At 73.2% G+C, this 25119-nt stretch carries 25 protein-coding genes and 1 pseudogene; 16 read left to right on the forward strand and 10 right to left on the reverse strand.

Annotated features, from left to right (window positions below; all coding sequences use genetic code 11):
- The first annotated feature begins 185 nt into the window (after positions 1-185).
- The 5 genes from OG386_RS39260 (at position 186) to OG386_RS39280 (ending at position 5678) form a co-directional block, all read left to right on the forward strand.
- Positions 186-914 carry a DUF4328 domain-containing protein gene (locus tag OG386_RS39260; protein ID WP_328792092.1) on the forward strand — a complete coding sequence of 243 codons (729 nt, stop codon included), beginning with the start codon at positions 186-188 and terminating at the stop codon, positions 912-914.
- Positions 915-1060: 146 nt separating this feature from the next.
- On the forward strand, positions 1061-2020 hold the full coding sequence (locus OG386_RS39265; protein ID WP_328792093.1) for an aldo/keto reductase: 960 nt from the start codon (positions 1061-1063) through the stop codon (positions 2018-2020).
- Positions 2021-2112: 92 nt separating this feature from the next.
- Positions 2113-3618, forward strand: coding sequence for an alpha/beta hydrolase (locus OG386_RS39270; protein ID WP_328792094.1), 1506 nt, complete (start codon positions 2113-2115; stop codon positions 3616-3618).
- Positions 3619-4070: 452 nt separating this feature from the next.
- Complete coding sequence (locus tag OG386_RS39275) at positions 4071-4244, forward strand: hypothetical protein (RefSeq protein ID WP_328792095.1); 174 nt, start codon at positions 4071-4073, stop codon at positions 4242-4244.
- A 93-nt stretch (positions 4245-4337) separates the two neighbouring features.
- The gene (locus OG386_RS39280) at positions 4338-5678 is read left to right on the forward strand and encodes a DUF2252 domain-containing protein (protein WP_328792096.1); all 1341 of its coding nucleotides are present in this window, start codon (positions 4338-4340) and stop codon (positions 5676-5678) included.
- Between the two features lie 13 nt (positions 5679-5691).
- Here OG386_RS39280 and OG386_RS39285 read toward each other — a convergent pair whose 3' ends face one another.
- Positions 5692-6984 carry an MFS transporter gene (locus tag OG386_RS39285; RefSeq protein ID WP_328792097.1) on the reverse strand — a complete coding sequence of 431 codons (1293 nt, stop codon included), beginning with the start codon at positions 6982-6984 and terminating at the stop codon, positions 5692-5694.
- Between the two features lie 132 nt (positions 6985-7116).
- Between OG386_RS39285 and OG386_RS39290 the strand changes: the two genes are divergently transcribed.
- The 4 genes and pseudogenes from OG386_RS39290 to OG386_RS39305 all read left to right on the forward strand — a co-directional run.
- On the forward strand, positions 7117-8220 hold the full coding sequence (locus OG386_RS39290) for an AI-2E family transporter (protein WP_328792098.1): 1104 nt from the start codon (positions 7117-7119) through the stop codon (positions 8218-8220).
- Positions 8221-8269: 49 nt separating this feature from the next.
- Positions 8270-10297 (forward strand): prolyl oligopeptidase family serine peptidase, encoded by a 2028-nt coding sequence (locus OG386_RS39295; protein ID WP_328792099.1) that lies wholly within the window; start codon positions 8270-8272, stop codon positions 10295-10297.
- A 121-nt stretch (positions 10298-10418) separates the two neighbouring features.
- The gene (locus tag OG386_RS39300) at positions 10419-11246 is read left to right on the forward strand and encodes a class I SAM-dependent methyltransferase (RefSeq protein ID WP_328792100.1); all 828 of its coding nucleotides are present in this window, start codon (positions 10419-10421) and stop codon (positions 11244-11246) included.
- Positions 11247-11277: 31 nt separating this feature from the next.
- Positions 11278-11484, forward strand: a pseudogene (locus OG386_RS39305) (MerR family transcriptional regulator); the annotation flags it as partial.
- A gap of 113 nt (positions 11485-11597) precedes the next feature.
- Here OG386_RS39305 and OG386_RS39310 read toward each other — a convergent pair.
- Positions 11598-12596 (reverse strand): NAD-dependent epimerase/dehydratase family protein, encoded by a 999-nt coding sequence (locus OG386_RS39310; RefSeq protein WP_328792101.1) that lies wholly within the window; start codon positions 12594-12596, stop codon positions 11598-11600.
- A 188-nt stretch (positions 12597-12784) separates the two neighbouring features.
- Here OG386_RS39310 and OG386_RS39315 point away from each other — a divergent pair, with 188 nt between their 5' ends.
- Positions 12785-13255, forward strand: coding sequence for a hypothetical protein (locus OG386_RS39315; protein WP_328792102.1), 471 nt, complete (start codon positions 12785-12787; stop codon positions 13253-13255).
- 55 nt (positions 13256-13310) lie between these two features.
- Here OG386_RS39315 and OG386_RS39320 read toward each other — a convergent pair whose 3' ends face one another.
- The 3 genes from OG386_RS39320 to OG386_RS39330 form a co-directional block, all read right to left on the reverse strand.
- Entirely contained in the window at positions 13311-13772 is a 462-nt protein-coding gene (locus OG386_RS39320) for a hypothetical protein (RefSeq protein WP_328792103.1), read from the reverse strand.
- A gap of 68 nt (positions 13773-13840) precedes the next feature.
- Positions 13841-14389, reverse strand: a complete 549-nt coding sequence (locus tag OG386_RS39325; protein WP_328792104.1) for a GNAT family N-acetyltransferase — start codon at positions 14387-14389, stop codon at positions 13841-13843.
- 73 nt (positions 14390-14462) lie between these two features.
- Complete coding sequence (locus OG386_RS39330) at positions 14463-14969, reverse strand: GNAT family N-acetyltransferase (RefSeq protein WP_328792105.1); 507 nt, start codon at positions 14967-14969, stop codon at positions 14463-14465.
- Between the two features lie 218 nt (positions 14970-15187).
- On the opposite strand from OG386_RS39330, the gene OG386_RS39335 reads away from it, so the two are divergent.
- The gene (locus OG386_RS39335; RefSeq protein WP_328792106.1) at positions 15188-16597 is read left to right on the forward strand and encodes a L,D-transpeptidase; all 1410 of its coding nucleotides are present in this window, start codon (positions 15188-15190) and stop codon (positions 16595-16597) included.
- Positions 16598-16711: 114 nt separating this feature from the next.
- Positions 16712-17410 carry an HAD family hydrolase gene (locus OG386_RS39340; protein ID WP_328792107.1) on the forward strand — a complete coding sequence of 233 codons (699 nt, stop codon included), beginning with the start codon at positions 16712-16714 and terminating at the stop codon, positions 17408-17410.
- Between the two features lie 89 nt (positions 17411-17499).
- On the opposite strand, the gene OG386_RS39345 is transcribed toward OG386_RS39340, so the two are convergent.
- Together OG386_RS39345 and OG386_RS39350 are read right to left on the reverse strand one after the other, a co-directional pair.
- Positions 17500-17757, reverse strand: a complete 258-nt coding sequence (locus OG386_RS39345) for a hypothetical protein (RefSeq protein ID WP_328792108.1) — start codon at positions 17755-17757, stop codon at positions 17500-17502.
- Positions 17744-18037 (reverse strand): DUF6400 family protein, encoded by a 294-nt coding sequence (locus OG386_RS39350; RefSeq protein WP_328792109.1) that lies wholly within the window; start codon positions 18035-18037, stop codon positions 17744-17746. The genes OG386_RS39345 and OG386_RS39350 overlap by 14 nt, the downstream gene beginning before the upstream one ends.
- Before the next feature lie 281 nt (positions 18038-18318).
- On the opposite strand from OG386_RS39350, the gene OG386_RS39355 reads away from it, so the two are divergent.
- The 3 genes from OG386_RS39355 to OG386_RS39365 all read left to right on the forward strand — a co-directional run bounded on the left by OG386_RS39355 (position 18319) and on the right by OG386_RS39365 (position 21552).
- Positions 18319-19722: a serine hydrolase domain-containing protein gene (locus OG386_RS39355; protein WP_328792110.1), complete on the forward strand. Its 1404-nt coding sequence runs from the start codon at positions 18319-18321 to the stop codon at positions 19720-19722.
- Positions 19723-19818: 96 nt separating this feature from the next.
- Positions 19819-20847 carry an NAD-dependent epimerase/dehydratase family protein gene (locus tag OG386_RS39360; RefSeq protein WP_328792111.1) on the forward strand — a complete coding sequence of 343 codons (1029 nt, stop codon included), beginning with the start codon at positions 19819-19821 and terminating at the stop codon, positions 20845-20847.
- A gap of 108 nt (positions 20848-20955) precedes the next feature.
- A complete protein-coding gene (locus tag OG386_RS39365) occupies positions 20956-21552 on the forward strand; it encodes a hypothetical protein (RefSeq protein ID WP_328792112.1) in 597 nt (198 codons plus the stop codon).
- 48 nt (positions 21553-21600) lie between these two features.
- Here the strand turns inward: OG386_RS39365 and OG386_RS39370 are convergent, their stop codons facing one another.
- Positions 21601-22560 carry an NAD(P)H-binding protein gene (locus OG386_RS39370; RefSeq protein WP_328792113.1) on the reverse strand — a complete coding sequence of 320 codons (960 nt, stop codon included), beginning with the start codon at positions 22558-22560 and terminating at the stop codon, positions 21601-21603.
- A gap of 300 nt (positions 22561-22860) precedes the next feature.
- Between OG386_RS39370 and OG386_RS39375 the strand changes: the two genes are divergently transcribed.
- Positions 22861-23094 carry a hypothetical protein gene (locus tag OG386_RS39375; RefSeq protein ID WP_328792114.1) on the forward strand — a complete coding sequence of 78 codons (234 nt, stop codon included), beginning with the start codon at positions 22861-22863 and terminating at the stop codon, positions 23092-23094.
- Between the two features lie 24 nt (positions 23095-23118).
- On the opposite strand, the gene OG386_RS39380 is transcribed toward OG386_RS39375, so the two are convergent.
- Complete coding sequence (locus tag OG386_RS39380) at positions 23119-24231, reverse strand: sensor histidine kinase (protein WP_328792115.1); 1113 nt, start codon at positions 24229-24231, stop codon at positions 23119-23121.
- Positions 24224-25081, reverse strand: a complete 858-nt coding sequence (locus OG386_RS39385) for a response regulator transcription factor (protein WP_328792116.1) — start codon at positions 25079-25081, stop codon at positions 24224-24226. Before OG386_RS39385 ends, OG386_RS39380 begins: the two co-directional genes overlap by 8 nt.
- Between the last annotated feature and the right edge of the window lie 38 nt (positions 25082-25119).

Consider the following 25119-nt stretch of genomic DNA (forward strand, 5'->3'; position numbering starts at 1 on the left):
CCGGTCAGACCGTGCATCGGGCCCGGCATGACTCCTTCCGCATCCCTCCGCACGCCGTGCGCTACACGTCGTAGGACCAGGCCAAACGCGCGTGACGCGGAGCGATCGACTGGCGTAGGTTCCTTCCTGGCCCGCCGGTCCGGCGCGTCACCTCGTGTTCTGTTCCCCTGGGGGGTTTCTTCAGCATGTCCGCAGTTCCGGTCGGCCCGCCGCCGCCTTCCCCGTACGTCGCACCCCTTGTGAAGGCCGTACGGCCGCGCCCGCCCGTGGGCCTGGCCATCGCACTGACCGCGCTGTTCGCCCTGGTCATCGGGTTCGACGTCTTCGCCGCGTACGTCGACTGGAACTCCCGCTCGATCTTGGAAAGGCTGTTGGCGGATTCCGCCGCGGTCAGCGATGCCGAGCTGGACCAGGCCGACCGTCTGGCGGCCAGAGCCGGCATGTTCCAGGGCCAAGTCGCCATCGTGACCGGCATCGTCTTCATCATCTGGTTCCACCGGGTCCGCACGAACGCCGAGGCCTTCGCCCCGGGCGCGGACAAGCTCCCGCGGGGCTGGGCCATCGGCGCCTGGTTCATACCGCTCGCCAACCTCGTGCTGCCGTACCGGATCGCCGTCACCACCTGGATGTCGAGCACGCCCTTCGGCGCTGACGGACAGCGCCCGTGGTTCCGGTTGACACTGGTCAACCTCTGGTGGGGCACCTTCGTGCTCTCCAAGGTCCTGGGATGGTACGGAGGCCGCTCCTACGCCAGCGCCGAGACCACCGAGGCCGTGCGCAACGCCGCCACGACGATGCTGGCCGGTGACGTCCTCGACATCGTGGCCGCCGTCCTCGCCCTGCTCTTCGTCCGCAGGCTGACGGCCATGCAGCACGCGAGGGCCGCGCGGGGCCCGGTCGTCGCAGCGGTGTAGCCGCACGTGGGCAGGGCCCGACCCCTACCGCTCCGGCGCGGTCGGGGTCTCGGGCGGGGTCTGCTGGGGCTGTTCCCGCCGGGGGCGGTGGTGCCAGGCGGCGTAGGGCCCGACGGGACTCTGACGACAGGGCCTAGGGTGGGGTGGTGACGAACGCGAGTACGAGACCGAGCGGTGACCGGGTGCTGTACGGGTGCATGGGCCTGGGCGGGAGCTGGGACCCCGACCCGTACGGGCCCGCGGACATCGACGCCGCCGAGGCGGCCGTAGCCGCCGCCCTCGACAGCGGGATCACCACCTTCGACCACGCCGACATCTACCGGCACGGGAAGGCCGAGGCCGTCTTCGGCGAGGTGCTCGCGCGCACGCCCGGGCTGCGCGAGCGCATCACGCTCCAGACCAAGTGCGGGATCCGGCTGGGCGACAAGGACCGCCCGGGGACGTACGACCTGCGCGGGGAGAGCATCGCGCGGCGCGTCGAGGAGAGCCTGATCCGGCTGCGGACCGATGTGATCGACGTCCTCCTGCTGCACCGCCCCGATCCGCTGGCGGACGTGGACTCGATCGCCTCCGCGCTGACCTCCCTGCACCGCCAGGGCCTCGTACGGGGCTTCGGCGTGTCCAACATGGGCGCCGCGCAGATCGCCCACCTCCAGGCCCGGCTCGACGTGCCGTTGGTGGCGAACCAGCTGGAGATGAGCCTGCACAGCCGTGCCTGGGTCGAGGCCGGAGTCCTGCTCAACACACCGGAATCCGCGCAGAACGGGTTCCCGTTCGGCACGCTGGAGCACTGCCGCGACCACGGCATCCGCCTCCAGGCCTGGGGCGCTCTGGCGCAGGGCCGCTTCACCGGACGCGAGGAGACGCCCGCCGAGCGGGCCACCGCGCAACTGCTGGCCGAGCTGGCCCGGCAGAAGGACACCACGCCGGAGTCGGTCCTGCTGTGGTGGCTGATGCGGCACCCCGCCGCCATCGCGCCGGTCATCGGCAGTGCGCGCCCCGAGCGGATCCGTGCCTGCCGCGACGCGGCGCTACGGGAGCCCGAGCTCACGCACGAGGAGTGGTACGAGCTCTGGATCACGGCCCGGGGCGTGCCGCTGCCCTGAGGTGCCGGGGCGCGGGACCGGGGGGTTAGCCCCAGCGCAGCCGACCGGGAAGCCGGATGGGACCCCGCGGTGAGATCAACAAGGCTTGTGCCATGACGACTTACCCGCACAAGGCCCTGCTCCTCGCCCTCGCCACGGCCACCGTGGCGGCCTCTCTGACCGCCACCGCCGCCCCGGCCGTGGCCCGGCCCGCCCCCGCCGCCCCGCAGCTCGACTGGCACCGCTGTACCCATCCGGACGCGCCCGCCGCCCAGGAGTGCGCCGAGCTGCCCGTCCCGCTCGACTACGACGATCCCGACGGCCGGCAGCTCACCGTCGCCGTCTCCCGGATCCGCAGCGACCGCCCCGAGGCGCGGCGCGGCACGCTCGTCGTGATACCCGGCGGACCGGGCGGATCCGGAGTGCAGCGCCTGACGCAGAAGGCCGACGCGCTGCGGCGGGAGCTCGCCGGGGCCTACGACCTCGTCGCCTTCGATCCGCGCGGAGTGGGCGCCAGTACCACCGCGAGCTGCGACCTCGCCCCCGAAGACCGGTACTTGACCAGCCTGCGCTCCTGGCCGGGCCCGAACGGCGAGATCACCGAGAACATCGCCCGGTCCCGGCGCATCGCCGAGGCCTGCGCCCGCAGCGGTGGCCCCGAGCTGCGCAGTTTCACCACGGCCAACCAGGTCCGCGACATGGACCGCTTCCGCGAGGCGCTCGGCGAGCGGAAGCTCTCCGCCTGGGGCACCTCGTACGGGACCTACGTGGGAGCCGTGTACGCGCAGAAGTATCCCCGGCACACCGACCGTTGGGTCCTCGACAGCAGCGGCGACCCCGACCCGAAGCGGGTCGCCCGCGGCTGGCTGGCGAACATGTCGCAGGGCGCGGCGGACCGCTTCCCCGACTTCGCGGCCTGGGCGACCCACCCCGACCGGGACCGGGACGGCCTGCGACTGGCCGCGGCGGCGCAGGAGGTGGAGCCGCTCGTCGTCTCGCTCGCGGCCCGGCTGGACCGCGAACCGAGGACGACGACGACCCCCGGAGTGCCGCTGACCGGCAACGGCCTGCGCCAGGCCCTGCAGAACGCGCTCTACGCCGACGCCGCCTTCGCCCCCTTCGCCCGGCTCGTGCAGGCGGCGCAGGACCCGGCGGGGACCCCGGTGCTCCCCAAGGAGCTCGCCGCGCCCATCCGGAACGAGGACGCCGCGCTCATGGTCAGCGTCATCTGCAACGACGTGGCGTGGCCGGACGCGTCCGTGGGCGCGTACCGGCGGGCGGTCGACGCGGACCGCGCCCGGTACCCGCTGACGGCCGGCATGCCGGTGAACGTACTGCCCTGTTCCTTCTGGCAGACCCCCGTGCAGAAGCCGACCCGGATCACCGACGACGGCCCGTCCAACATCCTCATGCTCCAGAGCCGCCGGGATCCTGCCACCCCGCTCTCCGGGGGCCTGAAGATGCGCGAGGCGCTGGGCGACCGGGCCCGGCTGGTGACCGTCGAGCAGGGCGGCCACGGGCTGTACCTCGGCAACGGCAACGCGTGCGGCGACCGCGCCGTCACCGAGTTCCTCACGAGCGGCCGCCGTCCGGCCCGGGACACGGACTGCGCGAACTGAGCAGGCCGCGCCCGTACCGCTACCGGCTCCCGCGCGCGGGCGCAAGCGGGGGCGCAAGCGAGGGCGCCACGATGGGGCCGCCTGCGGCACCCCCTGGACCAGCTCCTGGGGGGAGGGGCGAGCGCGTTCCCGAGCCGGACCGGAAAGGTTTCGGTCCGCGCCCGTCACCGCCCCGGTCCCGCGCAACCCGTACGACGTCACCCGCCACGCCGGGGTGACGGCGGGACCGGCCGCTCCGCCCCCGCTCCGAGGGCGAACTCCGGTCCGCCGCAAGGGTCCTCGCCGACCGGGGCGGCCGCCCGCGGATGCCTCCCGCTTCCCGTCCCACCGCACTTTCCGTGCGGTCATGGCCCCAGATATCCATCCGTACTTGTGGGTACTGCGGCCGAATGGCGCCGGATTTGATAGTTCTGGACTGGTCCGGTGTGAGAAAGCTGCGGGAAGGACACGGCATGTTCGATCTACTGCGCCCGGAGACCGTCATGTGCCCCTTCTGCAAGGCCACCGCCGCCGACGGAGTGGTGCGGACCCTGCGGACCGGAGCGGGGTCACTGTCCGTGACCTGGCACGCCCTCAACTGCCCGCACTTCGCGGCCGACCGGATCCTCGCCGAGAACGAGGGCTGACCGGAGCCGTCCCGGACCGCTCCGGGGACGGCGACATGCGGGACCGGACCCGTGCGGCGAGGATGAGGAGGGACCGGCGAGGAGGAGCGGCGCATGACCAGTCCAGCTGAGCGGCTCCGGCGCGGACGGGCCGTCCGCAAGATCACCGGCCGTGCCGCGCACGGGCGGTGGACCGCCTCGCCGGACCGGCCCGATCCCGTCGGGGTACTGCAGCGGCAGGCCACCGACCGGGTGCCCGAACTGTTGCCGATCCGCTACGGCCGGATGGCGGCCTCGCCCCTCGCCTTCCTGCGGGGCGCGGCCTCCGTCATGGCCGCCGACCTGGCCACCGCACCGCAGACCGGCCTGACCGTCCAGCTGTGCGGGGACGCACACCTGCTGAACTTCGGCATGTTCGCCTCGCCGGAACGCGCCCTGCTCTTCGATCTCAACGACTTCGACGAGACCTTCCCCGGCCCCTTCGAATGGGACGTCAAACGGCTCGCCGCGAGCGTCGCGGTGGCCGCCCGCGACAACGGGCACGGCGACGACCGCGCCGCGCGAGCGGCCCTCGGCGCTGCCCGGGCCTACCGGGAGACGATCCGGGAGCTCGCCGGACACCGCGAGCTGGACGTCTGGTACCACCGGACCGACACCGCCGACCTGCTGCCCCTCATCCGCAAGCGCGAACTGCGCGACCGGGTGGAGGCCAACCTGGCGCGCGCCCGCCGCCGCACCAGCCTGCGCGCGCTCGGCAAACTCACCGAGGTCCAGGGCGGACGCCGGCGGATCATCCACGACCCGCCGCTGCTGGAGCCCCTCGCCCGGGCGGACTCACGGGAGGTCGACGAGATCTTCGACAAGTACCGCAGCACCCTCCCCGAGGAACGCCGCCTCCTGCTGGACCGCTTCCGGTTCGCCGACGTGGCGCGCAAGGTGGTCGGCGTCGGCAGCGTGGGGACCCGCTGCTTCATCGTGCTGCTCCTCGGACGCGACGCCGACGACCCGCTCTTCCTACAGATCAAGGAAGCCGTGCCGTCCGTCCTGCAGGGCCACCTCCCGGACGACGGGCACGAGCACCAAGGGCACCGGGTGGTCGCGGGCCAGCGCCGCATGCAGGCCGCGGGCGACATCTTCCTCGGCTGGACGACCGGACCCGCCGGGCGCCACTTCTACGGCCGGCAGCTGCGCGACATGAAGGGGTCGGCCGATCTCACCGGCATGCCCCCGGGCCTGCTCGCCCGGTACGCCGAGCTGTGCGCCAGGGCCCTGGCCCGCGCCCACGCCCGCACCGGCGACCGCATCGCCATCGCGGGCTACCTCGGGGGCGCCGACACCTTCGACCGCGCCGTGGCCGGCTTCGCGCTCCGCTACGCGGACCGCACCCGCGCCGATCACGCGCTGCTGACCGCCGCCGTCGCCGACGGGAGGATCACCGCGACCCGCGGTGTCTGAGCCGGTCCCGGCCTCAGGCGGGCGCGCCGGACCGCTCCGCCTCCCGGGCCGCCCGGCGGCGCAGCGCGTCCTCATCGGTGTCGGCGTCGTAGGAGATCAGCTTCGGCAGCAGGGCGGCCAGCACCGCCACCGACGCCACACAGGCCAGCCCGCCGCCCCAGAAGGCCGATCGGGTACCGGTCCAGCCGGCCATCGTGCCCGCCCGGACCTGCCCGAGCTGCGGTCCCACGCTGTACGAGAGCACCTCGATGCCCGCGAGCCGGCCCCGCAGCTCTTCCGGGATCGTCTGGTTCCAGATCGTCGCCCGGCCCAGCCCGCTCGCCATGTCGCCCGCACCCGCCACCGCCAGGCACAGCAGCACGAGCCAGATGCCGGAGGACGCGCCGGCCCCTGCGATCGCCAGGCCCCACACCGCCGCACCGAACACCACCAGCAGCCCGTGCCGGCGTACCCGGGACATCCAGCCGCTGGTCATGCCGAGCACCAGTGAGCCCACCGCCCCGGCCGCGTACATCAGCCCCAGCGCCCAGACCGCGTCGAGCTCGTCCGCGAGGAAGGGGTAGATGGCGTTCGGGAAGGCGAAGAACATCGCCGCCAGGTCGACCGCGTACGTCCCCAGCAGGACGGGCCGGCTCCACGCGTAGCGCGCGCCCTCGGCGATCCCGCGCAACGACGGGCGTTCGGCCCCCTTCACCGGCGGCGCCGGACTGAGCCGCAGGCACAGCAGCACCGAGGCGAGGAAACCGAGCACGGTGACGGCGTACGCCGCGGCGTGACCGGCGAAGGCGACGACCACACCGGCCAGCGCCGGACCGGCGATCGCCCCGAACTGGTAACGCAGCCCGTTGAGCGCCGCGGCGGCCGTCAGCTGCTCGTGCGGCACGATCCGCGCCATCAGCGAGTCCAGGGCCGGCCGCTGGAGCCCGCTCAGCGCGGAGACCCCCGCCGCGACCACGTACAGCGGCCACAGCAGCGGATCCGGCAGCAGCGCGTTGACCAGGAGCACCAGGGCGAGCACCCCGAGCCCGGCCTCGGTCAGCAGGATCATCCGCCGCCGGTCGACCGCGTCGGCGAGGGCGCCCCCGTACAGCCCGAAGACCACCAGCGGAACGAGCTCCACCGCACCCATCGCACCGACCGCCATGGGCGAGTCCGTCAGGTGCTTGATCTGCAGCGGCAGCGCGATCATCGCCATGAACGAACCGAAGTACGTCACCGTGCCCTGGTAGAACAGCAGCCTGAAGTCCCGACCGGAACGGAACGGGGCGAAATCGGGCAGCAGGGCGGTCCATCGGGAAGTGCTCACGAGATGCCATCGTCCGTGGACGTCCCGGCCGGGGCAACGGATTTTCTACGCATCGGCCCCGTACCGATCACGGACGGGCGAATCCGGAGCCCTGCGCGTGGCATCACCGGCCCGGTGTGGCACCCATGGGTCATGCCGCCGGTGTCAGCGTTCCTGCGTACGGCAGCGTCGTACGCCTGGCGCCTGCTGGTGGTCGGCGCCGCCGTCTACGCGGTCTTCGCCGTGCTCGGCCGCTTCCACGAGATCACCGTGGCACTCTTCCTCGCGCTCGTCGTCACCGCCCTGCTGTGGTGGCCCACCCGGCGCCTCGCGCGCGTCCTGCCCCGGTCGGTCGCCGTCGCCGTCACCCTCCTCGGCAGCGCGCTGCTCCTGCTGGGCGTGCTGGCCCTGGTCGGCACGGCGGTGGCCGGGGAGAGCACCACCTTGGCCCGGGAGTTCCGGGAGGGACTCGACAGCATCGAGGAGTACCTGGAGCGACCACCCTTCCGGCTGAACCCGAACGCGCTCACCGACCTCCAGTCCCGCCTCGGCGAGTACCTCTCGAGCCACCGCTCCACGCTGCTCAGCCAGGCGCTCAGCGGAGCCGGGCGCCTGGTGCAGGTCCTGACCGTGCTCGTCCTCGCGGCCTTCTCCTCCTTCTTCTTCCTGCACGGCGGTGACCGGCAGTGGTCCTGGTTCTGCGCGCAGCTGCCCCCGTCGGTGCGCGCCCGCGTGGGCATCGCCGGCGGCGCGGCCTGGCGCACGTTCACCGGCTACACCCGCGGGATCGTCCTCGTCGCGGCGACGAACGCGGTCCTGGTCGGGCTGGCGCTCTACTTCCTCGGGGTCCCGCTGGCCGTGCCGCTGGCCCTGCTGGAGTTCTTCGCCGCGTTCATCCCGCTCGTCGGATCGCCGGTCGCGCTGGCGGTCGCCGCGGTGGTCGCGCTGGCCGCGAAGGGGCCGTTCGTCGCGGGCCTGGTGGTCGCGCTGATCGTGGTCATCGGCCAGATCGAGGGTCATCTGCTGCATCCGCTGGTGATGAGCCGGGCGGTGAGTCTGCACCCGCTGGTGGTGGCGATCTCGGTGGTCGCGGGGGCCATCGCCGCCGGTGTCGTCGGCGCGGTGGTAGCGGTCCCGCTGGTCTCGGTGACCTGGTCGGTGCACACGGCGCTGCGCGACGCCCGCCTCCCGGCCGACCGCCTGACGGCCGACGAGGACGGAGAGGCCGACGAGGGGGGAGGGGCCGACCGCGGCTGAGAGGGGCCGGACGGCGGACACCCGCCCCCGCTTCCTGCACAATCGCCTGATGAGCGATGTAGATCCCTACCTGTGGCTGGAAGACGTATCCGGCGACGCCGCCCTCGCCTGGGTGCGGGAGCGCAATGCCGAGACCGTGGACGAGCTGACCGGTTCACCCGGGTTCAAGGTCCTCGAGCAGGAGCTGCGCGAGGTGCTGGACGACGACGGCCGGATCCCCTACACCGTCCGCCGGGGCGGCCACCTCTACAACTTCTGGCAGGACGCCGACCACGTGCGCGGCCTGTGGCGGAGGACCACGCTGGAGGAGTACCGGACGGACCGGCCGGCCTGGGAGGTGCTCCTGGACCTCGACGCGCTCGCCGAGGCCGAGGGCGAGAAGTGGGCCTGGGCGGGCAGCCGGGTCCTGGCTCCCGAGCACCGGCACGCCCTCGTCCTGCTGTCCCGGGACGGCGCGGACGCCTGCGTGGTGCGCGAGTTCGACCTGGAGACCCTGGAGTTCGTCGAGGACGGGTTCGCCGTCGCCGAGGCCAAGACCCGGATCGGATGGATCGACCACGACCGGGTCTGGATCGGAACGGACTTCGGTGCCGGCTCGATGTCCACGTCCGGCTACCCGCTCCAGGTACGCCGCTGGCGGCGCGGCACGCCCCTCGCGGACGCCGAGCTGGTCTACGAGGGCCGGCCGACGGACCTGTCCGCCTCCGGATGGCACGACGACACCCCCGGCTTCGCACGGGACTTCGTCCACCGGCAGATCGACTTCTGGAACCAGGAGCTCTTCCTGCTCCAGGAGGACGCCGCCGGCCCGCCGCTGAAGATCGACGTCCCGGACGACGCGGGCGCCTCCGTCCACCGCCGGTGGCTGACCGTCACCACCAAGTCCCCGTGGCTCGGCCATGGCGCGGGCAGTCTGCTCGCCTTCGACCTCGACGCCTTCCTGGCGGGGGAGCGCGAGGCCGAGGTGCTGTTCACACCGGACGAGCGCACCGCGCTCGCCGGGTACAGCTGGACCCGCAACCACCTCATCCTCAGCACCCGCGCCGACGTCTCCTCCCGGATGGAGCTCCTCACTCCGGGCGAGGGCGGCTGGCACCGCGCACCGCTGCCGGGGCTGCCGCCGCTGTCCACCGCCTCGGTCACTGACACGGACCCCGACGTCGGCGACGAGTACTTCCACCACGTCACGGGCTTCCTCCAGCCCACCACCCTCTACCGGGGCACGGCCGGCGACGGCAGCGAGAGCGAGGGCCTCAAGCAGGGTCCGGCGCTCTTCGACACCGCCGGTCTCGCCGTGCGCCAGTACTTCGCGACCTCCGCGGACGGCACGAGGGTGCCGTACTTCGTCGTCGGACCCGAAGACCGCCCGGGCCCCGGCCCCACCCTGCTCTACGGGTACGGCGGCTTCGAGATCTCCATGGTCCCGCAGTACAGCGCGGTCACCGGCCGGGCCTGGCTCGCGCGCGGCGGCACGTACGTCGTCGCGGGCATCCGGGGCGGGCACGAGTACGGGCCCGGCTGGCACAAGGCGGCCCTCGGCGCGAACCGGGTCCGGGCCTACGAGGACTTCGCCGCGGTCGCCCGGGACCTCACCGCCCGGGACATCACCACCCCCGCGCAGCTGGGCATCGAGGGCGGCAGCAACGGCGGGCTGCTCATGGGCGCCATGCTCACCCGCGACCCGGAACTGTTCGGCGCGGTCGTCGCGCACGTGCCGCTGCTGGACATGCTGCGCTTCCACAAGCTGCTGGCCGGGGCCAGCTGGATCGCCGAGTACGGGGATCCCGACAGCCCGGCCGACCGGCCGCACCTGGAGCGGATCTCCCCGTACCACCAGATCCGGGCGGACGGGCCCGCGTACCCGCCGCTGCTGCTGCTCACCTCGACCCGCGACGACCGGGTGCATCCCGGCCATGCCCGCAAGATGGCCGCACGGCTGCGCGAGCACGGGCATCCCGTCCTCTTCCACGAGCACCTCGGGGGCGGCCACGCGGGCGCCACCGACCACCGGCAGACGGCCTTCAACGAGGCCCTCGTCCACACCTTCCTGTGGGAGCGGCTGACCCCGCAGAAGTGATCCGACACCGGGCGTAGGTGAACGGCAGGCATCCGTACGGGGGATTTGCGGGGCCAGACGCTGCCGAGGGCCGGGTTGTGCTCCACCATCGGCGGATGCAGCCCCGGCCAGGGAGGACCCCATGAGCACCCCGTACGCGTCCGCCGCCCCGTACTACGCCCGCTACCGGCCCCCGTACCCGGCGGAGCTCCACGCGCTCCTCGCGGACCGGTTCGCGCTCGACGGCTCCCAGACCGTACTGGACCTCGGCGCCGGACCGGGCACGATCAGCCTGCCGCTGGCGCCGCTGGCCGAGCACGTCTACGCCGTCGACCCGGAGCCGGCCATGCTCGCCGAAGGGTGCAGGCTCGCCGAGGAGCAGGGCCGCAGGAACATCTCCTGGCTGCGCGGCGACGCCGCCGGCATCGGCCGGCTGTGCCTGCCCCGGATCGACCTGTGCGTCATCGGCGGGGCGTTCCACCGGATGGACCGGGTACGGGTGCCGGTCGACCTGGACGCCATGCTCGCGCCACGCGGCGGGATCGCCGTCGTCACCTCCGTGGCGGCGGCCTGGCCGGCCGTCGTCGACGAGGTGCGCGCCCGCTTCCTCGGACCCGACCACGGCACGGCGCACGGAGCGGCGACGCGGCCAGCGGCCTCCGAACCGGCGGCCGAACCGAGCGACGAACCGGCGGACATGGAGGAAGTGCGGGACGTGGAGGACCACCTGGCGAAGTCGGCGTTCTCCCGCGTCGAGACCACCACGTGGGAGCGGTCCACGCGCTGCACGGTGGACCAGGTGATCGGCCTGCAGTTCTCCCGCGCCTGCTCCAGTCCGGCCCTGTTCGGCGCACGCAAGGGCGCCTTCGAGTCCGAGCTGCGCCACGCCCTGCTGGACCATTACCCCAGCGGCACCTGTACCCGGACCGTCACCGTCGCGGTCACCGTCGCGACCAGGCCGCGGCGGTGACCACGGTGACGTCCGTGACGGCGGCGACGGTGACGGCGCCGAGGCCACGGTCACCGCGCGCACCGAGGTCGACCCGCTGCTACGGATGCCGGGCTGGTCCACCGCACGGGAGTTGGCGGAACTCTCCCCGGTCCACCGTTCGCTCGTGGCGGCGACCCTCCTGGGCCAGCCGGTGCTGAAGGCGCTGCACCGGCTGGCCCAGGAGGAGGAGTCGGTCCGGCGGTACGGACTGGAGTGAGCCGCCGCCGGTGTCGCGACCTCCGTGGGGAGCGGCGGCCGGCCGCCCCGGTCGATGCGCAGCCGGCTCGCTCGCACCGAAGGCCCGGTGGTCCGCCCGGGCCCCGCGCGGCGTCACTCCGGTGCGTCGGCGAGTGCGGTGAGCAGCTCCCGCTCGCGGGCGGTGCTCAGACCCGCCCGGCGGGGGCGTTCCAGGCCCTCGGCGCGCTCCCACCGCAGGACGTCCTCCAGCATCTCCGTGCGCGGGCGGTCGCGCAGCCCGGCCGCGTGCGCCGCGGCTCCGCTGCGGGCGCAGAAACCGGCCCACTTCGGATCCGGCATCCACATGGCCATCGACTCCGGGCCCATGAACGGCCCGACGCCCTGGTCGAAGAGCCACTGCGGGTCCGCCTCCGCCACCGGTCCGGTGTACCCGGCCACGCCGGCCGACAGGCCGACCCAGTCGTCGAAGGGGACGACGGGACCGACGGCGTCGAAGGTCCCGGTGGTCCCCTCCTGCGCCAGGTCCAGCAGCCAGCCCGCCAGATCGCGCACGTCGATCGCCTGGGTCGGCACCTGGGGGGACCGGGGGAGGAGCACGGGCTGGTCCACGTCCCGCGCGAAGCGTGCCGCCCAGTACCCCGACCGCCCGCTCGCGTCGCCCGGGCCGCCGATCAGGCCGGCCCGGGCGATGACGAGCCGGTCTCCCACCGCGGTGCGCGAAGCCTCCTCGCAGGCGACCTTGGCCTCCCCGTACTCCTCCCGCTCCACGTGGTCGCCCTCGGCCGGCGCGAGCAGCGCGGCCGACTCGTCGGCTCCGACCGTGCTGTGGTCGGCGTAGGCGCTGATGGAGGAGACGTAGGTCCAGTGCCGGGCCCGCCCCGCGAGGGCCGCGAGCGCGCCGCGGACGAAGGCCGGCTGCCAGGACACCTCGATCACGGCGTCCCAGTCGCGGTCGAGGAGTTCCGCGTAGGCGGACTCCTCGTTCCGGTCCGCCGCCACCAGCCGCGCACCGGGCGCGACGGCTCCGCTCTCGCCGCGCGCCAGGCAGGTCACCGCGTGCCCCCGCGCCAGCGCCTGCCGCGTGATCTCACGGCCCAGCCATGCCGTCCCGCCCAGTACAAGAAGATCCATCCGGCAACCTCAGCACATCGCGGGCACCTCCGCGACGCCGGTTCGCGCTCGGCGAAGGCGCGCGGGTGCGTACGCGCACGGATCCGGCCATGACCGTACGGGCGCCGTTGACCGCGTGCGGGGGGCCGTGGAAATCTCGACGCCCGGTCCTGGGAGGGGACTTCCGGCAACGCGGGAGGGGCGGACACATGGCGGTACGTTCGAGCAGGCTTTCGGCGGTCGCGCTGATCGCGGCGGGGGCTCTGCTGGGGGTGGGCGCCGCGGGGCCCGCGCAGGCGGCCGCTGCATTCGGCGGCCACCCGGTCAGCGCAGCCGCCTCCGTCGCTCCCAGCGACCCGACCCCGGAGGAACAGGAGCGGCTGCGGGAGATCGCCGGCTCCATCTGGACCCCGCAACTGGCCGCGGGCTGGAACATGAACGCCGATGTGGCGGACCTCCTGTCGGAGGTGACCGGTGGCATCCTGAAGTGCTCCGAAGCCTTCGCCCTGGTGCCCAGGCCCCCGGGCTTCGTGCCGGGCCTCGGCTACCTGCGCCAGTACTGGAAGCAGATCAGGGACTACTTCCTGGTGGTCAGGGACAACCGCACCTACCGCGCGTGCGTGGTGTCCGCCGCCGCCCACTACCGGTCGATCATCGAAATGGCCTCGGCCGGCGTCTAGAGCGGCGTCGTGGGCGGTCCCGCAAGACCGGCCGACCAACGAAGCGCTACCCCCGTCAGACGGTGCGAGGAACGCCCAGATCGACCCGGGCCTGTTCGTGATAGCGGTTCATCAGGGCTATCAGATCCCCTTCCGCAGGGGTGGCGCCGTCGTTCCTGGTCGCGATTTCCTCCTGCCACAGGGCGAGGTTGACCTCGTGGGCGGCCTCGATCGCTGCTGGCGACGCCAGGAGGACGAGGGTCTCGAACAGCACGGACCGCCTCAGCTCGGCCGTCTCCATCGCGGCGAGGTGCTCCCGCCGGACGTCCGTTCCTGCTGCCGCCTGGCGGGCTCGTTTGGCCGTGCTCGAGATCTCCTTCACGCACGCGGCGTACTCGATGTACGTGTCGAGCTTGCGCTCGTCCCAGCGCGTCGCCATGGACCGTTGGTGTCGGGTGCGCTCGGCCATGGTCGTCGCCAGGAACGAGGTCAGGGCGCCGACGAGGACACCGATGAGCGTCACTATCTGTGTGATCATGACAGCGAACCTTGGCCCGTGCGCGTCATGCTGGCAAGAGCGGTCGCCGGGCCTGAACGATCACGCGCTCATGCGGCGTCCGCCCACTCTTCCCGAAGCATCCCGAAGAGCACGCGGTCGTAGCGCTTGCCTTCCACCAGCGCGGCCGACCGGCGGCGGCCTTCCTCGCGGAAGCCCAAGCCGGCGAAGGCGCGCACGGCACGCTCGTTGCCGCTCCAGGTGTCCAGTTCCAGGCGGCTCAGGCCGTACGCGCCGAACAGGTGGTCCACGAGCAGCCGTGCTGCGTCCCTGCCGTGGCCGCAACCCCAGAACTCCCATTCGCCGATGGTGACCCCCAGCGTGGCCACTCCGGCGTAGGGGTCCAGGTCCCGGTAGTCGGCCATGCCTATCACCCTTCCGGTCGCGAGGTCCTCGACCGTGAACACGGCCGACTCCCTCGGGACCAGGCGCAGCATGGTGTCGAAGCCGAGCCCGACGGCCTCCGCCGTGACCGGGCCGAAGCACGGGTCACCTGCCGCGGCCCAGCGCACCACCTCCGGGTCGTTGCGCCACCGGAGATGGTGCTCCGCGTCCTCCGAGCGCAGCGCACGCAGCCTGACCAACTTTCCTTCGAACATCACGTATCCCCCGTCGAATTGACAACCTTTCCAAGCCTAACGGAACCGATCGTCTGGCCGGTTCCGGGCGGTGTCACAGGTCCCGCCGCATGCAGACGCGGGGCCACCGGTCCAGGCCGTGCGCCGCCTCGCGCTCGCGGATCTCCCGCAGGCCGGGAGCGAGCCCCGCGTCCGCCAGCGGCCGGAAGCCGCAGCGCGCGTAGTACGGGGCGTTCCACGGGACCTCGGTGAAGGTGGTGAGCGTCAGGGCGGGCACGCCCCCGCGCTTCGCGAACTCCGCCAGGTGCTCCAGCAGGCTCCGGCCGAGCCCGCGGCGCGCCCGGTCGGGATGGACGGACACCTGCTCGACGTGCAGGTTGCCGTCGACGTGCTCCGCGATCAGATAGGCGCCGGGGACATCGGCCCCGTCCACCGCCACCCACGCCAGCCCGGCCCGTCGGTAGGCGTCGAGCTCGTCGAGCGCCAGCGGTTCGTCGTCGGCGATCTCCGGCATGCCGATGTCCCGGAAGGAGCGCCCAGCGGCCCTCTCGATGTCCTGGAGGAGGGTCAGCTCGTCCCGTCGTACCGTGCGGATGGTCATGACCGCATTGTCGCGGGAGTGCCGCCCGGAGGCACGCGAGTATCGGGTACGCGTCCGGTCCCCGCTCGTCCGGGGCCGGTTCTGTGCTCCGTACGAGTTCTCTTCGGTGCCGGTTCGGCCGCAGCGCCGCAGGCATGATCATCATTCTGGCGCCACATCGGTTTGATACGGCTATGCCACGAATGCGACGGAGACAACCGACCAAGGCGTGGGGCGCCGTGGCTGTGACGGGGGCCATGCTGGTCGTCGCCGCAGCGCCGGGCCGGGCGCCCGATGCGGACACCTCGGCGCCCGCCCTCGCGGGAGTGCCCCGCGAGGCCGCGGTCACCCTGCTGGTCGGACGGGTGCTGGACGAGGGCCGGGAATCCGACGACGGGCCCTGCACGGTGCGCATGTTCCGGCCCGGACTGTGCAGCGGCTGGCAGGAGCAGCGGGTACGGGCCACCGCGCGCGGCATGGGATCCGTACTGAAGGAACCCTCCCTCGGCGACCCGGCGCGGGACGCGCGGGTGGAGGTCCTCCCGACGGACTCCGGCGGGCCGCTCCAGATCGCCCTCGCGGACGCGGGCCGCCTCACGGACGTGACCGTGCGCGACGGGCGCGGCCGGCACCTGGCCGGCGCCCTCGCCCCGGACAACGGGCGCTGGCTCAACAGCGAGCCGCTGCGGGCGGGGGAGAGCTACACCGTGCAGGTCGGAGCCCTGGACGGGGACGGGACCCCGGTCGGCGTGACCATGGCGTTCCGGACCGCGCCGCCCTCGGACGGGGGCAGGCTGACGGTCGAGTTCGGGCCGGAACCCGGCACGTACGGAGCGGGGGAGATCGTGACGGCGAGCCTCAGCCGTCCGGTGCCCGCCGACGACCTCCCGGCCCGCGCCCGGCTGGAACGGGCCCTACAGGTGACCTCGGAGCCCCAGGTCGAGGGCGCGTGGCACTGGGTCGACGAATCGACCCTGCACTTCCGGCCGCGTACGTACTGGCCCGCCCACGCCGTCGTCCGCGTCCGCAGCGGTCTCGACGGGGTCGAGGTCGGGGACCACGACTACGGCGGCCCCTCCGACGCGGTGCAGTTCACCATCGCGGACCGGATCGAGGCCGTCACCGACTCCGCCACCCACCGGATGACCGTGCGCCGCAACGGGCGGGTCATCAGGACGATCCCGGTCACCACCGGCAAGGAGGGCTTCCGGACCCGCAGCGGCATCAAGGTCGTGCTGCGCAAGGAGTCCAAGGTCCGGATGCGCGGTGACACGGTCGGCATCCAGCGCGGCACCAGCGAGTTCTACGACCTGCCCGTCTCCTACGCGACGCGGGTGACCTGGAGCGGCGAGTACATCCACGCCGCGCCCTGGTCGGTCGAGGCGCAGGGCGAGGAGAACGTGAGCCACGGCTGTACGGGCATGAGCACCGAGGACGCCGCCTGGTTCTTCGAGACCGTCCGCGAAGGGGACATCGTGGAGGTGGTCAACAGCGGCGGTGCGAGGATGGCCCCCTTCGACAACGGGTTCGGCGACTGGAACGTGGACTGGCGGACCTGGCTGGCGGGCAGCGCCCTGGCCGCCATCGACGGGGGTCCGCAGGACTCGCCGACCACCCCCGTCGCAGCCAGGCTGCACCCGACCACCTGAGCGCGCGCCGGCTGCCCCCCGGCGTGCCCGGCCGTCAGACGGCGCCCGCGCCCGGTCGGCGGCGGCTCCGCTCGGACCGGACACGGCCGGACACGACCGGACTACGATCACCACATGATCAAAGGAGTGATGTTCGACTTCTCCGGCACACTGCTGCGCGTCGAGTCGACCGAGGAATGGCTCACCGCCACCCTCGCGGAGACCGGCATTCCGCTGGCCGAGGAGGAGTTCGGCGAGACGGCGCGGCGGCTGACCGAGTACGGCGCACTGCCCGGCGGGCCGTCGCCCCGGCACATGCCGGCGCACCTCGACGCCCTGTGGGGCCAGCGGGACATCAGCGCCGAGCAGCACCGGGCCGCCTACGGCGGCTTGACCCGAGCTGCCGGGATCACGGACCCGGAGCTGGAGCAGGCGCTCTACGACCGCCACAAGACCCCCGCCGCCTGGCGCCCCTACCCGGACACCGTGCCCACCCTGCGCGCACTGCGCCGCCGGGGGCTCCCGGTGGCCGTGGTCAGCAACATCGGATGGGATCTGCGGCCGGTCTTCCGCGCGCACGGGCTCGACGAACTGGTCGACGCCTACGTGCTCTCCTTCGAGCTGGGCGCCCAGAAGCCCGACCCGGTGATCTTCCGAACCGCATGCGACCGGCTGGGCCTGGCCCCCGCCGATGTGCTGATGGTCGGCGACAGCCTCGAGGCGGACGGCGGCGCGCGGGCGCTCGGCTGCCCGTTGCACCTCGTCGAGCACCTCCCGGTCGACCAGCGGCCCGGCGGACTGGCCCCGCTGCTGGACCTGCTCGGGCCCGCGTAGCGGTCGGCTCCCCGAGGGCGGGCGGGGCGTGCCGCCACGGTGGGCGGATCCGGCAGCGGTACCGGGCTGCGCGCACCCGGCCGCGGCGGTCAGGAGCCGGGCCGGGAGCCCGTGGCGCGGTCCCACGCGGAGCGGGTGGCTCCGAAGCCGCTCTCGTGCACCCAGACGTGGGTGCACCCGGGGCATTGGAGGTGGAGCATGCTGCCGGTGTTGGTGAGCAGGTAGCGCCAGTGGGTGGAGCAGGTGCGCCGCTGCTCGCAGGGTTCGCAGCCGCGCGCGTCCGCACACTTCGGGCAGGCCACCCAGGCGCGGCGCCCGGGGTCGGCCTGCGGGTCAAGCGGCAGCACGGCCGTCTCCGCGCGAGGGCAGCACACCGGCCGCCACCAGGTCGTCGTAGAGGCGCTGCTGTTCCGTGTCGAGCCCGGAATAGAGCAGGTCGTAGGCGGCCTCCTCGCCGAGGAGCACCTCCATCGGATCCCAGTCCGGGCCGAGGGCCGCCATCACCTGGGCGCGCCGGAGCACCTCCTGCGAGGTGAGGTCGACGGCGAAATCGACCAGCTCGGACGCGTCGGGGGCACCGGAGGCACCGGAGGCGTCGGACGGCGGGGTGCGGTCGTGGGGGGCCATGACATCGAAGTTAGGTAGCCCTTCCTTCTCTGGTCAAGGGAGGGTGGGCGGAGTCACATTCCGCTGGTCAGGCGGTGTGCGGGCCCGGGTGTGGCGCGCCGGGCGGGGCGGCGGGCCCAGGAGCGGGGCGTGACAAATGTAATGGCCTGTCAAGGTGCTTCTCCTTCTGGAGGTTGATGCCCGGTTCGTCCTGGCGGAGGAGGAAGCGGCGCGGGTCCGGAGCGAAGAATTGAAGGGACCAAGATCGCCGGGCCCCACCGGGCCACCGACGAGGAGCCGCCGTGCCCCACACCCGCCCCGCCGACCGACCCGCACCGCGCCTGCGCCGCGCCGCCTCGGCCACCGCCGTCGCCTTAGCCCTGCTGGCGGGCCTCGCACCGGCCGCGAGCGCCGCCGTCCAGGAAACGCCGAACGCCTACGGCCAGGACGCCGGCCGGCGCCTCGACCGGCCCCAGCTGCAGGCGGGGCTGGACGCGATCCGGGAGGCGGGCGTGTACGGCGTCTACTCCGGGGTCCGCGACGGCCGCGAGCGCTTCGACGGCGCCGCCGGCCTCGCCGACGTCGCCACCGGGCGCAAGGTCCGCCCCGACCTCCGGCACCGCGTCGGCAGCGTCACCAAGACGTTCACCGCCGTGGCCGTCCTCCAGCAGTCCGCGAAGGGCCGGGTGGACCTGGACCGGCCGGTCGGCGACTACGTGCCCGAGCTGCTGCCCGGCGAGCGCGGCCGCAAGGTGACCGTACGCATGCTCCTCAACCACACCAGCGGCATCTACGACTACGTCGGCGATGCCTTCCCCTCCCTCCTGAAGGGGACCACGGAGAGCCTGGACGAGCACCGGTACCGCACGATCAAGCCCGCCGAGCTGATCGGCTACGGGGTGGCCCGGCCGCAGCTGTTCGAGCCCGGCACCGACTGGTCCTACTCCAACACCAACTACGTGCTGCTCGGCGAGGTGCTCCGCAAGGTGACCGGCCAGGACCCGGAGCAGGTGATCACGCGGGACGTGATCCGGCGCGTGGGGCTGCGCGACACCTACTTCCCCGGTACCGACCCGCGCATCCGCGGGGCTCACGCCCGCATGTACGAGAGCTTCTACGGGCTCATCGACCCGCCGCGCGACTACAGCGACTACAACATGACCTGGGCCGGCACCGCCGGGGCCCTCGTCTCCACCCCGCAGGACCTCAACACCTTCTACCGCGCCCTGCTGGGCGGTGACGTCCTGCCGCGCCGCCAGCTGGACCAGATGCGCACCACCGTCGACGTCAAGGACGAGACGGGCGCCGTTGCCATGCGCTACGGCCTCGGCATCTACTCCTTGGACACGCCGTGCGGCCCGGCCTGGGGCCACGACGGCGGAGTCTTCGGCGCCGGCACCTGGGCCCTGTCCAGCCCGGACGGCCGCCGCCAGTTCGCCATCGGGTACAACCTGATGAAGTACCAGCGCCTCAACGCGGCCGGCACGGCCTTCGACCCGCACCCGGCCGACGCCGCGCTGCGGGACTACCGCGACCGGTCCCTGTGCGGCACCACCGCACCGCACACCCCGGACCCGGCCGCGAAGGACCGCTCCGCCGAGCCCCCGTCGGCCCAGGCCCCGTCGGCCGAGGCCCCGGCCGCTCCGCGCGTACTGCCCCCGAGCATGCCGGCGCTCCCCGGACCGCTGTCGGGTCCCGTCCGCTGATCGGACGCGGGTGCGGCGCCGTCCGGGTTCTTACGGATCCGTGACGTGCGGCCCGGTACGCGTCGCGCAGGACCGTGCGCGGCTTAGCGTCGGGGCATGCGCGTACTTGTGACTGGAGGCGCGGGCTTCATCGGCTCGCACATCGTCGCCGAGCTGATCGGCCGCGGCCATGAGCCGGTGGTCTTCGACCTGGCGGAGGACGGGCGGGACGTACGGGACCCGGATGCCGTGGCGCAGGCGCTGGCAGGCGTGGACGCGGTCTGTCACCAGGCGGCCAAAGTGGGGCTCGGGAAGGACTTCGGGGACGCACCCGGCTACGTGTCGGCCAATGACCTGGGCACCGCGGTGCTGCTGGCCGAGATGGCACGGGCACGCGTGCCGCGGCTGCTGCTCGCCGGGTCGATGGTCGTCTACGGGGAGGGACGCTACGAGTGCCCCGCCCACGGCACGGTCCGGCCCGGCCCGCGCGCCGAGAGCGATCTGCGGGCCGGGCGGTTCGAGCCGCGCTGCCCGGTCTGCGGCGCCGACCTGGCGCCGGGGCTGGTCACGGAGGACGCTCCGACGGACCCCCGGAACGTCTACGCCACGACCAAGCTCGCCCAGGAACACCTCGCGTCCTCCTGGGCCAGGGCCACCGGCGGACGCGTCATCTCGCTGCGTTACCACAACGTCTACGGGCCGGGGATGCCCCGCGACACCCCGTACGCGGGGGTGGCCGCGCTGTTCAGGTCCTCGCTCGCGCGGGGCGGGGCGCCGCGCGTCTTCGAGGACGGCGGACAGCGCCGGGACTTCGTCCACGTGCGGGACGTGGCCGCGGCCAACGCGGTGGCGCTGGAGCACCTGGTCCGGGCGGACGCGGACGCCGGAGCCGCGGGCTTCACGGCGTACAACGTCGGCAGCGGCGACCCGCGGACCGTCGGCGACATGGCCGCGGCACTGGCCGCCGCCTGCGGTGGCCCGGCCCCGGTCGTCACCGGCGAGTACCGGCTCGGCGACGTCCGGCACATCACCGCCGACTCGGCGCGCCTGCGCCACGAACTGGGCTGGCGCCCGGCCGTCCCCTTCGCCGCGGGCATGGCCGAACTGGCCACGGGCCAGGCCGTTTTCCTTGCGACGGGACCGTGACACAGGCGTAGCAGACCTTGATCATCCGAGGGGATAGAGTCGCCCTGCCCGGCGGCGCCGAGGGCGCCGCCGGACACCGGAAACAGAGAACCTCGGGGGATTCGCATCGTGTTGACCAATCGTCTGCTCCGCACTGCCGTGCCGATAGCACTGACGGCCCTGGCGCTCACCGCCTGCGGGCCGGAGGACGACGCCGGCCCCGCGGCCACGCAGAAGGGGACGTTCGCCGAGCCGCTCGCCCTGAAGACGTCGGCGGAGGTGTCCGAGACCCACTTCCCGGACCAGGCCAAGACCCAGCTGAGCGTCACCCCGGTCTCGGTCGTCAAGGGGGACAAGGCCGCGGTGGAGAAGCTCGGCGTCGGGCTGCTGGAGGGCAAGACGCCCTACTACGTCACGACCACCTACGCGCACAAGGGCGGTGCACCGGACAGCGGCAGCTTCAACTTCAAGCTGCTCCTGCACGGCACCGACCAGCAGCGCGCGTACTTCTTCGCCCCCGCCTGGGGGGCCACGTTCGAGCCCTGCCAGGAGGTTGCCGAGGTCGAGCTGCCCCTGGCCGCCGGCAAGTCCGTCACCACCTGCGAGATCTACCTGGTCCCGGAGAACGTGCAGCCCACGTTCGTGGGCTTCCAGGGCGACCGCGACAACCGCTCCCCGAGCCACGAGACCGGCACCGCGGCCGAAGTCGTCTGGAAGGTGGGCTGACGGTCCGGGCCCGCCGCACCCGCGCAGGCCCCGGACCGCCGGCCGGGGTCAGCGGAACGAGCCGATGTTCTCGCTCACCCATGCGTCGTACGTGCGCGGGGGGCGGCCGATGACGTCCTGTACGGACGGCCGCTGGTCGAGCGTCCACCGGAGGAGCTCGGCGTACCGGGCGCCGTACACCTCGAGCGCGTGCAGCGTCACGTCGATCGCGCCTTCGGGCCAGCCGAGGGCGCGCCAGGCCGCGCGGCCGTCGTCGGGCGCCAGATCGACCGTGGCGATGTCACGGCCGAGGGCCGCGGCGATGCTCCGTATCCGTGCACGGGTGCTCAGTGGCGGGCCCACCGCCTCCACGACCGTCCCGACGTGGTCGTCGCCGGTCAGGGCAGCGGCCGCCACTGCGGCGAGGTCCTCCTCGTGGATGAAGGGGTAGTGCCCCTCACTGAGGAGGGCCTCCCGGACCACCCCGTCGGCCCGGACGGTGTCGGGCCAGTCCGACCCCGTGGCCGGGTAGGTGCCCTCGATGACGGCGCCCATCACGGCCGACGGCCGGATGTGCGTCCAGGCCATGCCCGAACCCTCCACCGCCCGCTCGATCGCCAGCCAGTACCAGGTCTCCGGCGGGTTGGCCTCCTCGTACTCCGGCCCGTGGGACGACAGCAGGACGACCTTCGCGGCTCCGGCGTCCCGCGCGAGGGCGAGCGCTTCTCGGACCGTCGACGGACGGGCACCGGCGAGGAACACGGACCCGACGCCGTCGAACGCCCGGGCGTACTCCAGCGGTCGGGTGATCGACCCCTCCACGACTTCGACCGCATCGGGCCAGCCGTCGCACTGGTCGGGCTCGGCCAGCACCCGCACGTGCCGGCCCGTGGCGAGCAACTGCCGCGCCAGGCACCGGCCGACGATCCCGGTCGGGCTGTTGCCCTCGTCCTTGCGGGGGCCGACGACGGTCAGCAGACAGCTGCGTTCGCCGGGCGGCGCCTTCTCGTCGTGCTCGAACCTGTCCATGGCAAGACCCTTCCACGCGTTGGCGAAGATCTTGCACCTGGCCCGGACACCGGCCGACCGTAGCCGTATCCCGTGCCGGGGGGACCACGGCTGCGGATCGAGGTCGAGCAGCGTAACAGGCGGCAATGGCCCGGCAACAGGGTGCGGGGTGCCGCTCCGGCAGCCGACGCCGATCGGCCGATGCGGTAGACCTTGCGCGCCTCCGGCCGACACGCCGACCTCGGGGCTAGCACATCGGTGCGGTTGGATACATTCTGCAATCGTCCCGCTACGCTCGGCTATCAAAGCAGGAGGAATGGTATGGCCGACCAGAACGGTGAAATCGCTGCGGATCGAGTCCTTTCCGTGGAGGAAGGGGTGGCGATCAAGCAGCGCATCACCGCGAAGAAGGCACTCAAGACCTGGCGCTGGATGGGCAACTACGGCGACCCCACCCAGGCCGCAGCCGTCGCGAACCAAGACCCACCGTGTCTGGCCGGGGAGGTCATGTTCACCATCAACGGCAGCCTTACCCCGGCCTGGATGTTCTTCTGACCTCGACCTGAAGGGCGGCAGTCCCTAGCCGGTCGCGGCCGGCAGGGTCAGTTCGAAGCGGCAGCCGCCGGACACGTTGTGGACGTCCGCGCGGCCGGCGTGGGCCTCGACGATCCCCCTGACGATCGCGAGGCCCAGGCCCGCGCCCGAGGGAGGAGTACGGGCCGGGGTGCCGCGCCAGCCCGTGTCGAAGACGCGCGGCAGGTCCTCCTCGGGGATGCCTCCGCAGGCGTCGGTGACCGAGAGCACCACGGAGCCCGCGCGGCGTTCGGCGGCGATCGCGACCGTCCCGTCGGCCGGGGTGTGGCGGATGGCGTTGACCAGGAGGTTGGACAGCACCCGGGTCATCTCCTTGCCGTCCACCTCCACCGGGAGCGAGGCGACCCCCTCGCCGACCAGCCGTACGCCGTGCTCGCGGGCGAGCGCGTCGGTGCCGGCCAGGGCGTCGCCCACCAGGTCGTGGAGGGACATCCGGGTCAGGGTGAGGGACAGTGCGCCCGCGTGGATGCGGGAGAGCTCGAACAGGTCACCGACCATGGAGTTGAGGCGGTCGACCTCGGTACGGATCTGCCGGTGGTACCGGGCGGGATCGGCCGCCATGCCGTCCTCCAGCGCCTCCGACATGGCGCGCAGCCCGGCCAGCGGGGTGCGCAGATCGTGCGAGATCCAGGCCACGAGCTCGCGCCGCGAGGCCTCCAGGGCCCGCTCGCGCTCGCGGGAGGCGGCCAACCGTTCGCTGGTGAGGGCCAGCTCGCGGCTCAGCGCCGCGAACTCGGCGGGAGCGGGCACGGCCGGTGCCACGAACGTACCCTCCTCCCCGAAGACCCGGGCCGCGCCGACGAGTTCCCGGCAGCGCCGGACGACCTGACGGCCCAGCAGCAGCGCGGTGGCCATCGAGACGACCGCGGCCGTCGCGACGACCGTGGTCACGACCGCCAGGTCGTGGGAGGACAGGAACATCGCCCAGGCCACGGTGAGCGTCCCGGCGAGCATCGCGGACACCGCGACCGCGGCGACGATCGTGAGGGACACGGCGACGCTGCGCCGGCGCAGCATCCGCAGCGCCGCGGCCCCGAGCAGTCCGGCGGCGCCCGCGCCGAGGAGCGCGTACAGGGCGATCAGCAGAAAGTCATGCATGGCCGTCCTCCGTCCGGAAGGCGTGCTCGACCGCGGTGTCCGGGGCGGGCTCGAAGCGGTAACCGGCGCCCCAGACGGTCCGGATCAGCTGCGGGTTCCCCGGATCGTCCTCGATCTTGCCGCGGAGCCGCCGGACGTGCACGGTGACCGTCGACAGGTCGCCGAAGTCCCAGCCCCAGACCTCGCGCATCAGCCGCTCCCGGTCGCAGACCTGGCCGGGGTGGCGCAGGAAGTAGGCGAGGAGATCGAACTCCCGCAGGGTGAGCGCGAGCTCCCGGCCCTCCTTGTGGACCCGCCGGGCCGCCGGGTCCAGCACCAGGCCGGCCACCGCGAGACGCGGACCGCCCTCCGGACCGCCCTGCGCGGTACCGGCCGGGGCACCGGCCTGCGCCCGGCGCAGTACGGAGCGCACCCGCAGCACGAGCTCCCGCGGGCTGAAGGGCTTGGTCACGTAGTCGTCCGCGCCCACCTCCAGGCCCAGGATCCGGTCGTCCTCGTCGCCGCGCGCGGTGAGCATGATGACGGGGACGGGCCGGCCGCCGTTCTCCCCGGCGCGCAGCCGGCGGCAGACCTCAAGACCGTCCATCCCGGGGAGCATCAGGTCGAGGACCATCAGGTCGGGGCGGAGCTCCTCGGCGGCGCGCAGACCGGCCGGGCCGTCCGCCGCCAGGCGCACCGCGAATCCGGCCCGCTCCAGGTACCCGGCCACGACCTCCGAGACGGTCGGATCGTCGTCGACGACCAGAACGCTGCCCAGGGCACCGGCCCGGGCGGTCCCTTCCGCGCCGATCCGGGCGGTCCCTTCGGTGCCGGGTCCCTCGTTCGTACGGTCCACATCGCTCACTGCCATGACCCCAGGCTGTCACCCGCCCGGGCCCAAGTGTGGAG

The organism is Streptomyces sp. NBC_00273 (assembly GCF_036178145.1).
GTDB lineage: Bacteria > Actinomycetota > Actinomycetes > Streptomycetales > Streptomycetaceae > Streptomyces.

Excerpts from the sequence above, each read along its gene's own strand:
- OG386_RS39260 (WP_328792092.1), top strand. The coding sequence starts at position 186 with ATGTCCGCAGTTCCGGTCGGCCCGCCGCCGCCTTCCCCGTACGTCGCA.
- OG386_RS39270 (WP_328792094.1), top strand. The coding sequence starts at position 2,113 with ATGACGACTTACCCGCACAAGGCCCTGCTCCTCGCCCTCGCCACGGCC.
- OG386_RS39275 (WP_328792095.1), top strand. The coding sequence starts at position 4,071 with ATGTTCGATCTACTGCGCCCGGAGACCGTCATGTGCCCCTTCTGCAAG.
- OG386_RS39280 (WP_328792096.1), top strand. The coding sequence starts at position 4,338 with ATGACCAGTCCAGCTGAGCGGCTCCGGCGCGGACGGGCCGTCCGCAAG.
- OG386_RS39290 (WP_328792098.1), top strand. The coding sequence starts at position 7,117 with ATGCCGCCGGTGTCAGCGTTCCTGCGTACGGCAGCGTCGTACGCCTGG.
- OG386_RS39295 (WP_328792099.1), top strand. The coding sequence starts at position 8,270 with ATGAGCGATGTAGATCCCTACCTGTGGCTGGAAGACGTATCCGGCGAC.
- OG386_RS39300 (WP_328792100.1), top strand. The coding sequence starts at position 10,419 with ATGAGCACCCCGTACGCGTCCGCCGCCCCGTACTACGCCCGCTACCGG.
- OG386_RS39310 (WP_328792101.1), bottom strand. The coding sequence starts at position 12,596 with ATGGATCTTCTTGTACTGGGCGGGACGGCATGGCTGGGCCGTGAGATC.
- OG386_RS39315 (WP_328792102.1), top strand. The coding sequence starts at position 12,785 with ATGGCGGTACGTTCGAGCAGGCTTTCGGCGGTCGCGCTGATCGCGGCG.
- OG386_RS39320 (WP_328792103.1), bottom strand. The coding sequence starts at position 13,772 with ATGATCACACAGATAGTGACGCTCATCGGTGTCCTCGTCGGCGCCCTG.
- OG386_RS39325 (WP_328792104.1), bottom strand. The coding sequence starts at position 14,389 with ATGTTCGAAGGAAAGTTGGTCAGGCTGCGTGCGCTGCGCTCGGAGGAC.
- OG386_RS39330 (WP_328792105.1), bottom strand. The coding sequence starts at position 14,969 with ATGACCATCCGCACGGTACGACGGGACGAGCTGACCCTCCTCCAGGAC.
- OG386_RS39340 (WP_328792107.1), top strand. The coding sequence starts at position 16,712 with ATGATCAAAGGAGTGATGTTCGACTTCTCCGGCACACTGCTGCGCGTC.
- OG386_RS39350 (WP_328792109.1), bottom strand. The coding sequence starts at position 18,037 with ATGGCCCCCCACGACCGCACCCCGCCGTCCGACGCCTCCGGTGCCTCC.
- OG386_RS39360 (WP_328792111.1), top strand. The coding sequence starts at position 19,819 with ATGCGCGTACTTGTGACTGGAGGCGCGGGCTTCATCGGCTCGCACATC.
- OG386_RS39370 (WP_328792113.1), bottom strand. The coding sequence starts at position 22,560 with ATGGACAGGTTCGAGCACGACGAGAAGGCGCCGCCCGGCGAACGCAGC.
- OG386_RS39375 (WP_328792114.1), top strand. The coding sequence starts at position 22,861 with ATGGCCGACCAGAACGGTGAAATCGCTGCGGATCGAGTCCTTTCCGTG.
- OG386_RS39380 (WP_328792115.1), bottom strand. The coding sequence starts at position 24,231 with ATGCATGACTTTCTGCTGATCGCCCTGTACGCGCTCCTCGGCGCGGGC.
- OG386_RS39385 (WP_328792116.1), bottom strand. The coding sequence starts at position 25,081 with ATGGCAGTGAGCGATGTGGACCGTACGAACGAGGGACCCGGCACCGAA.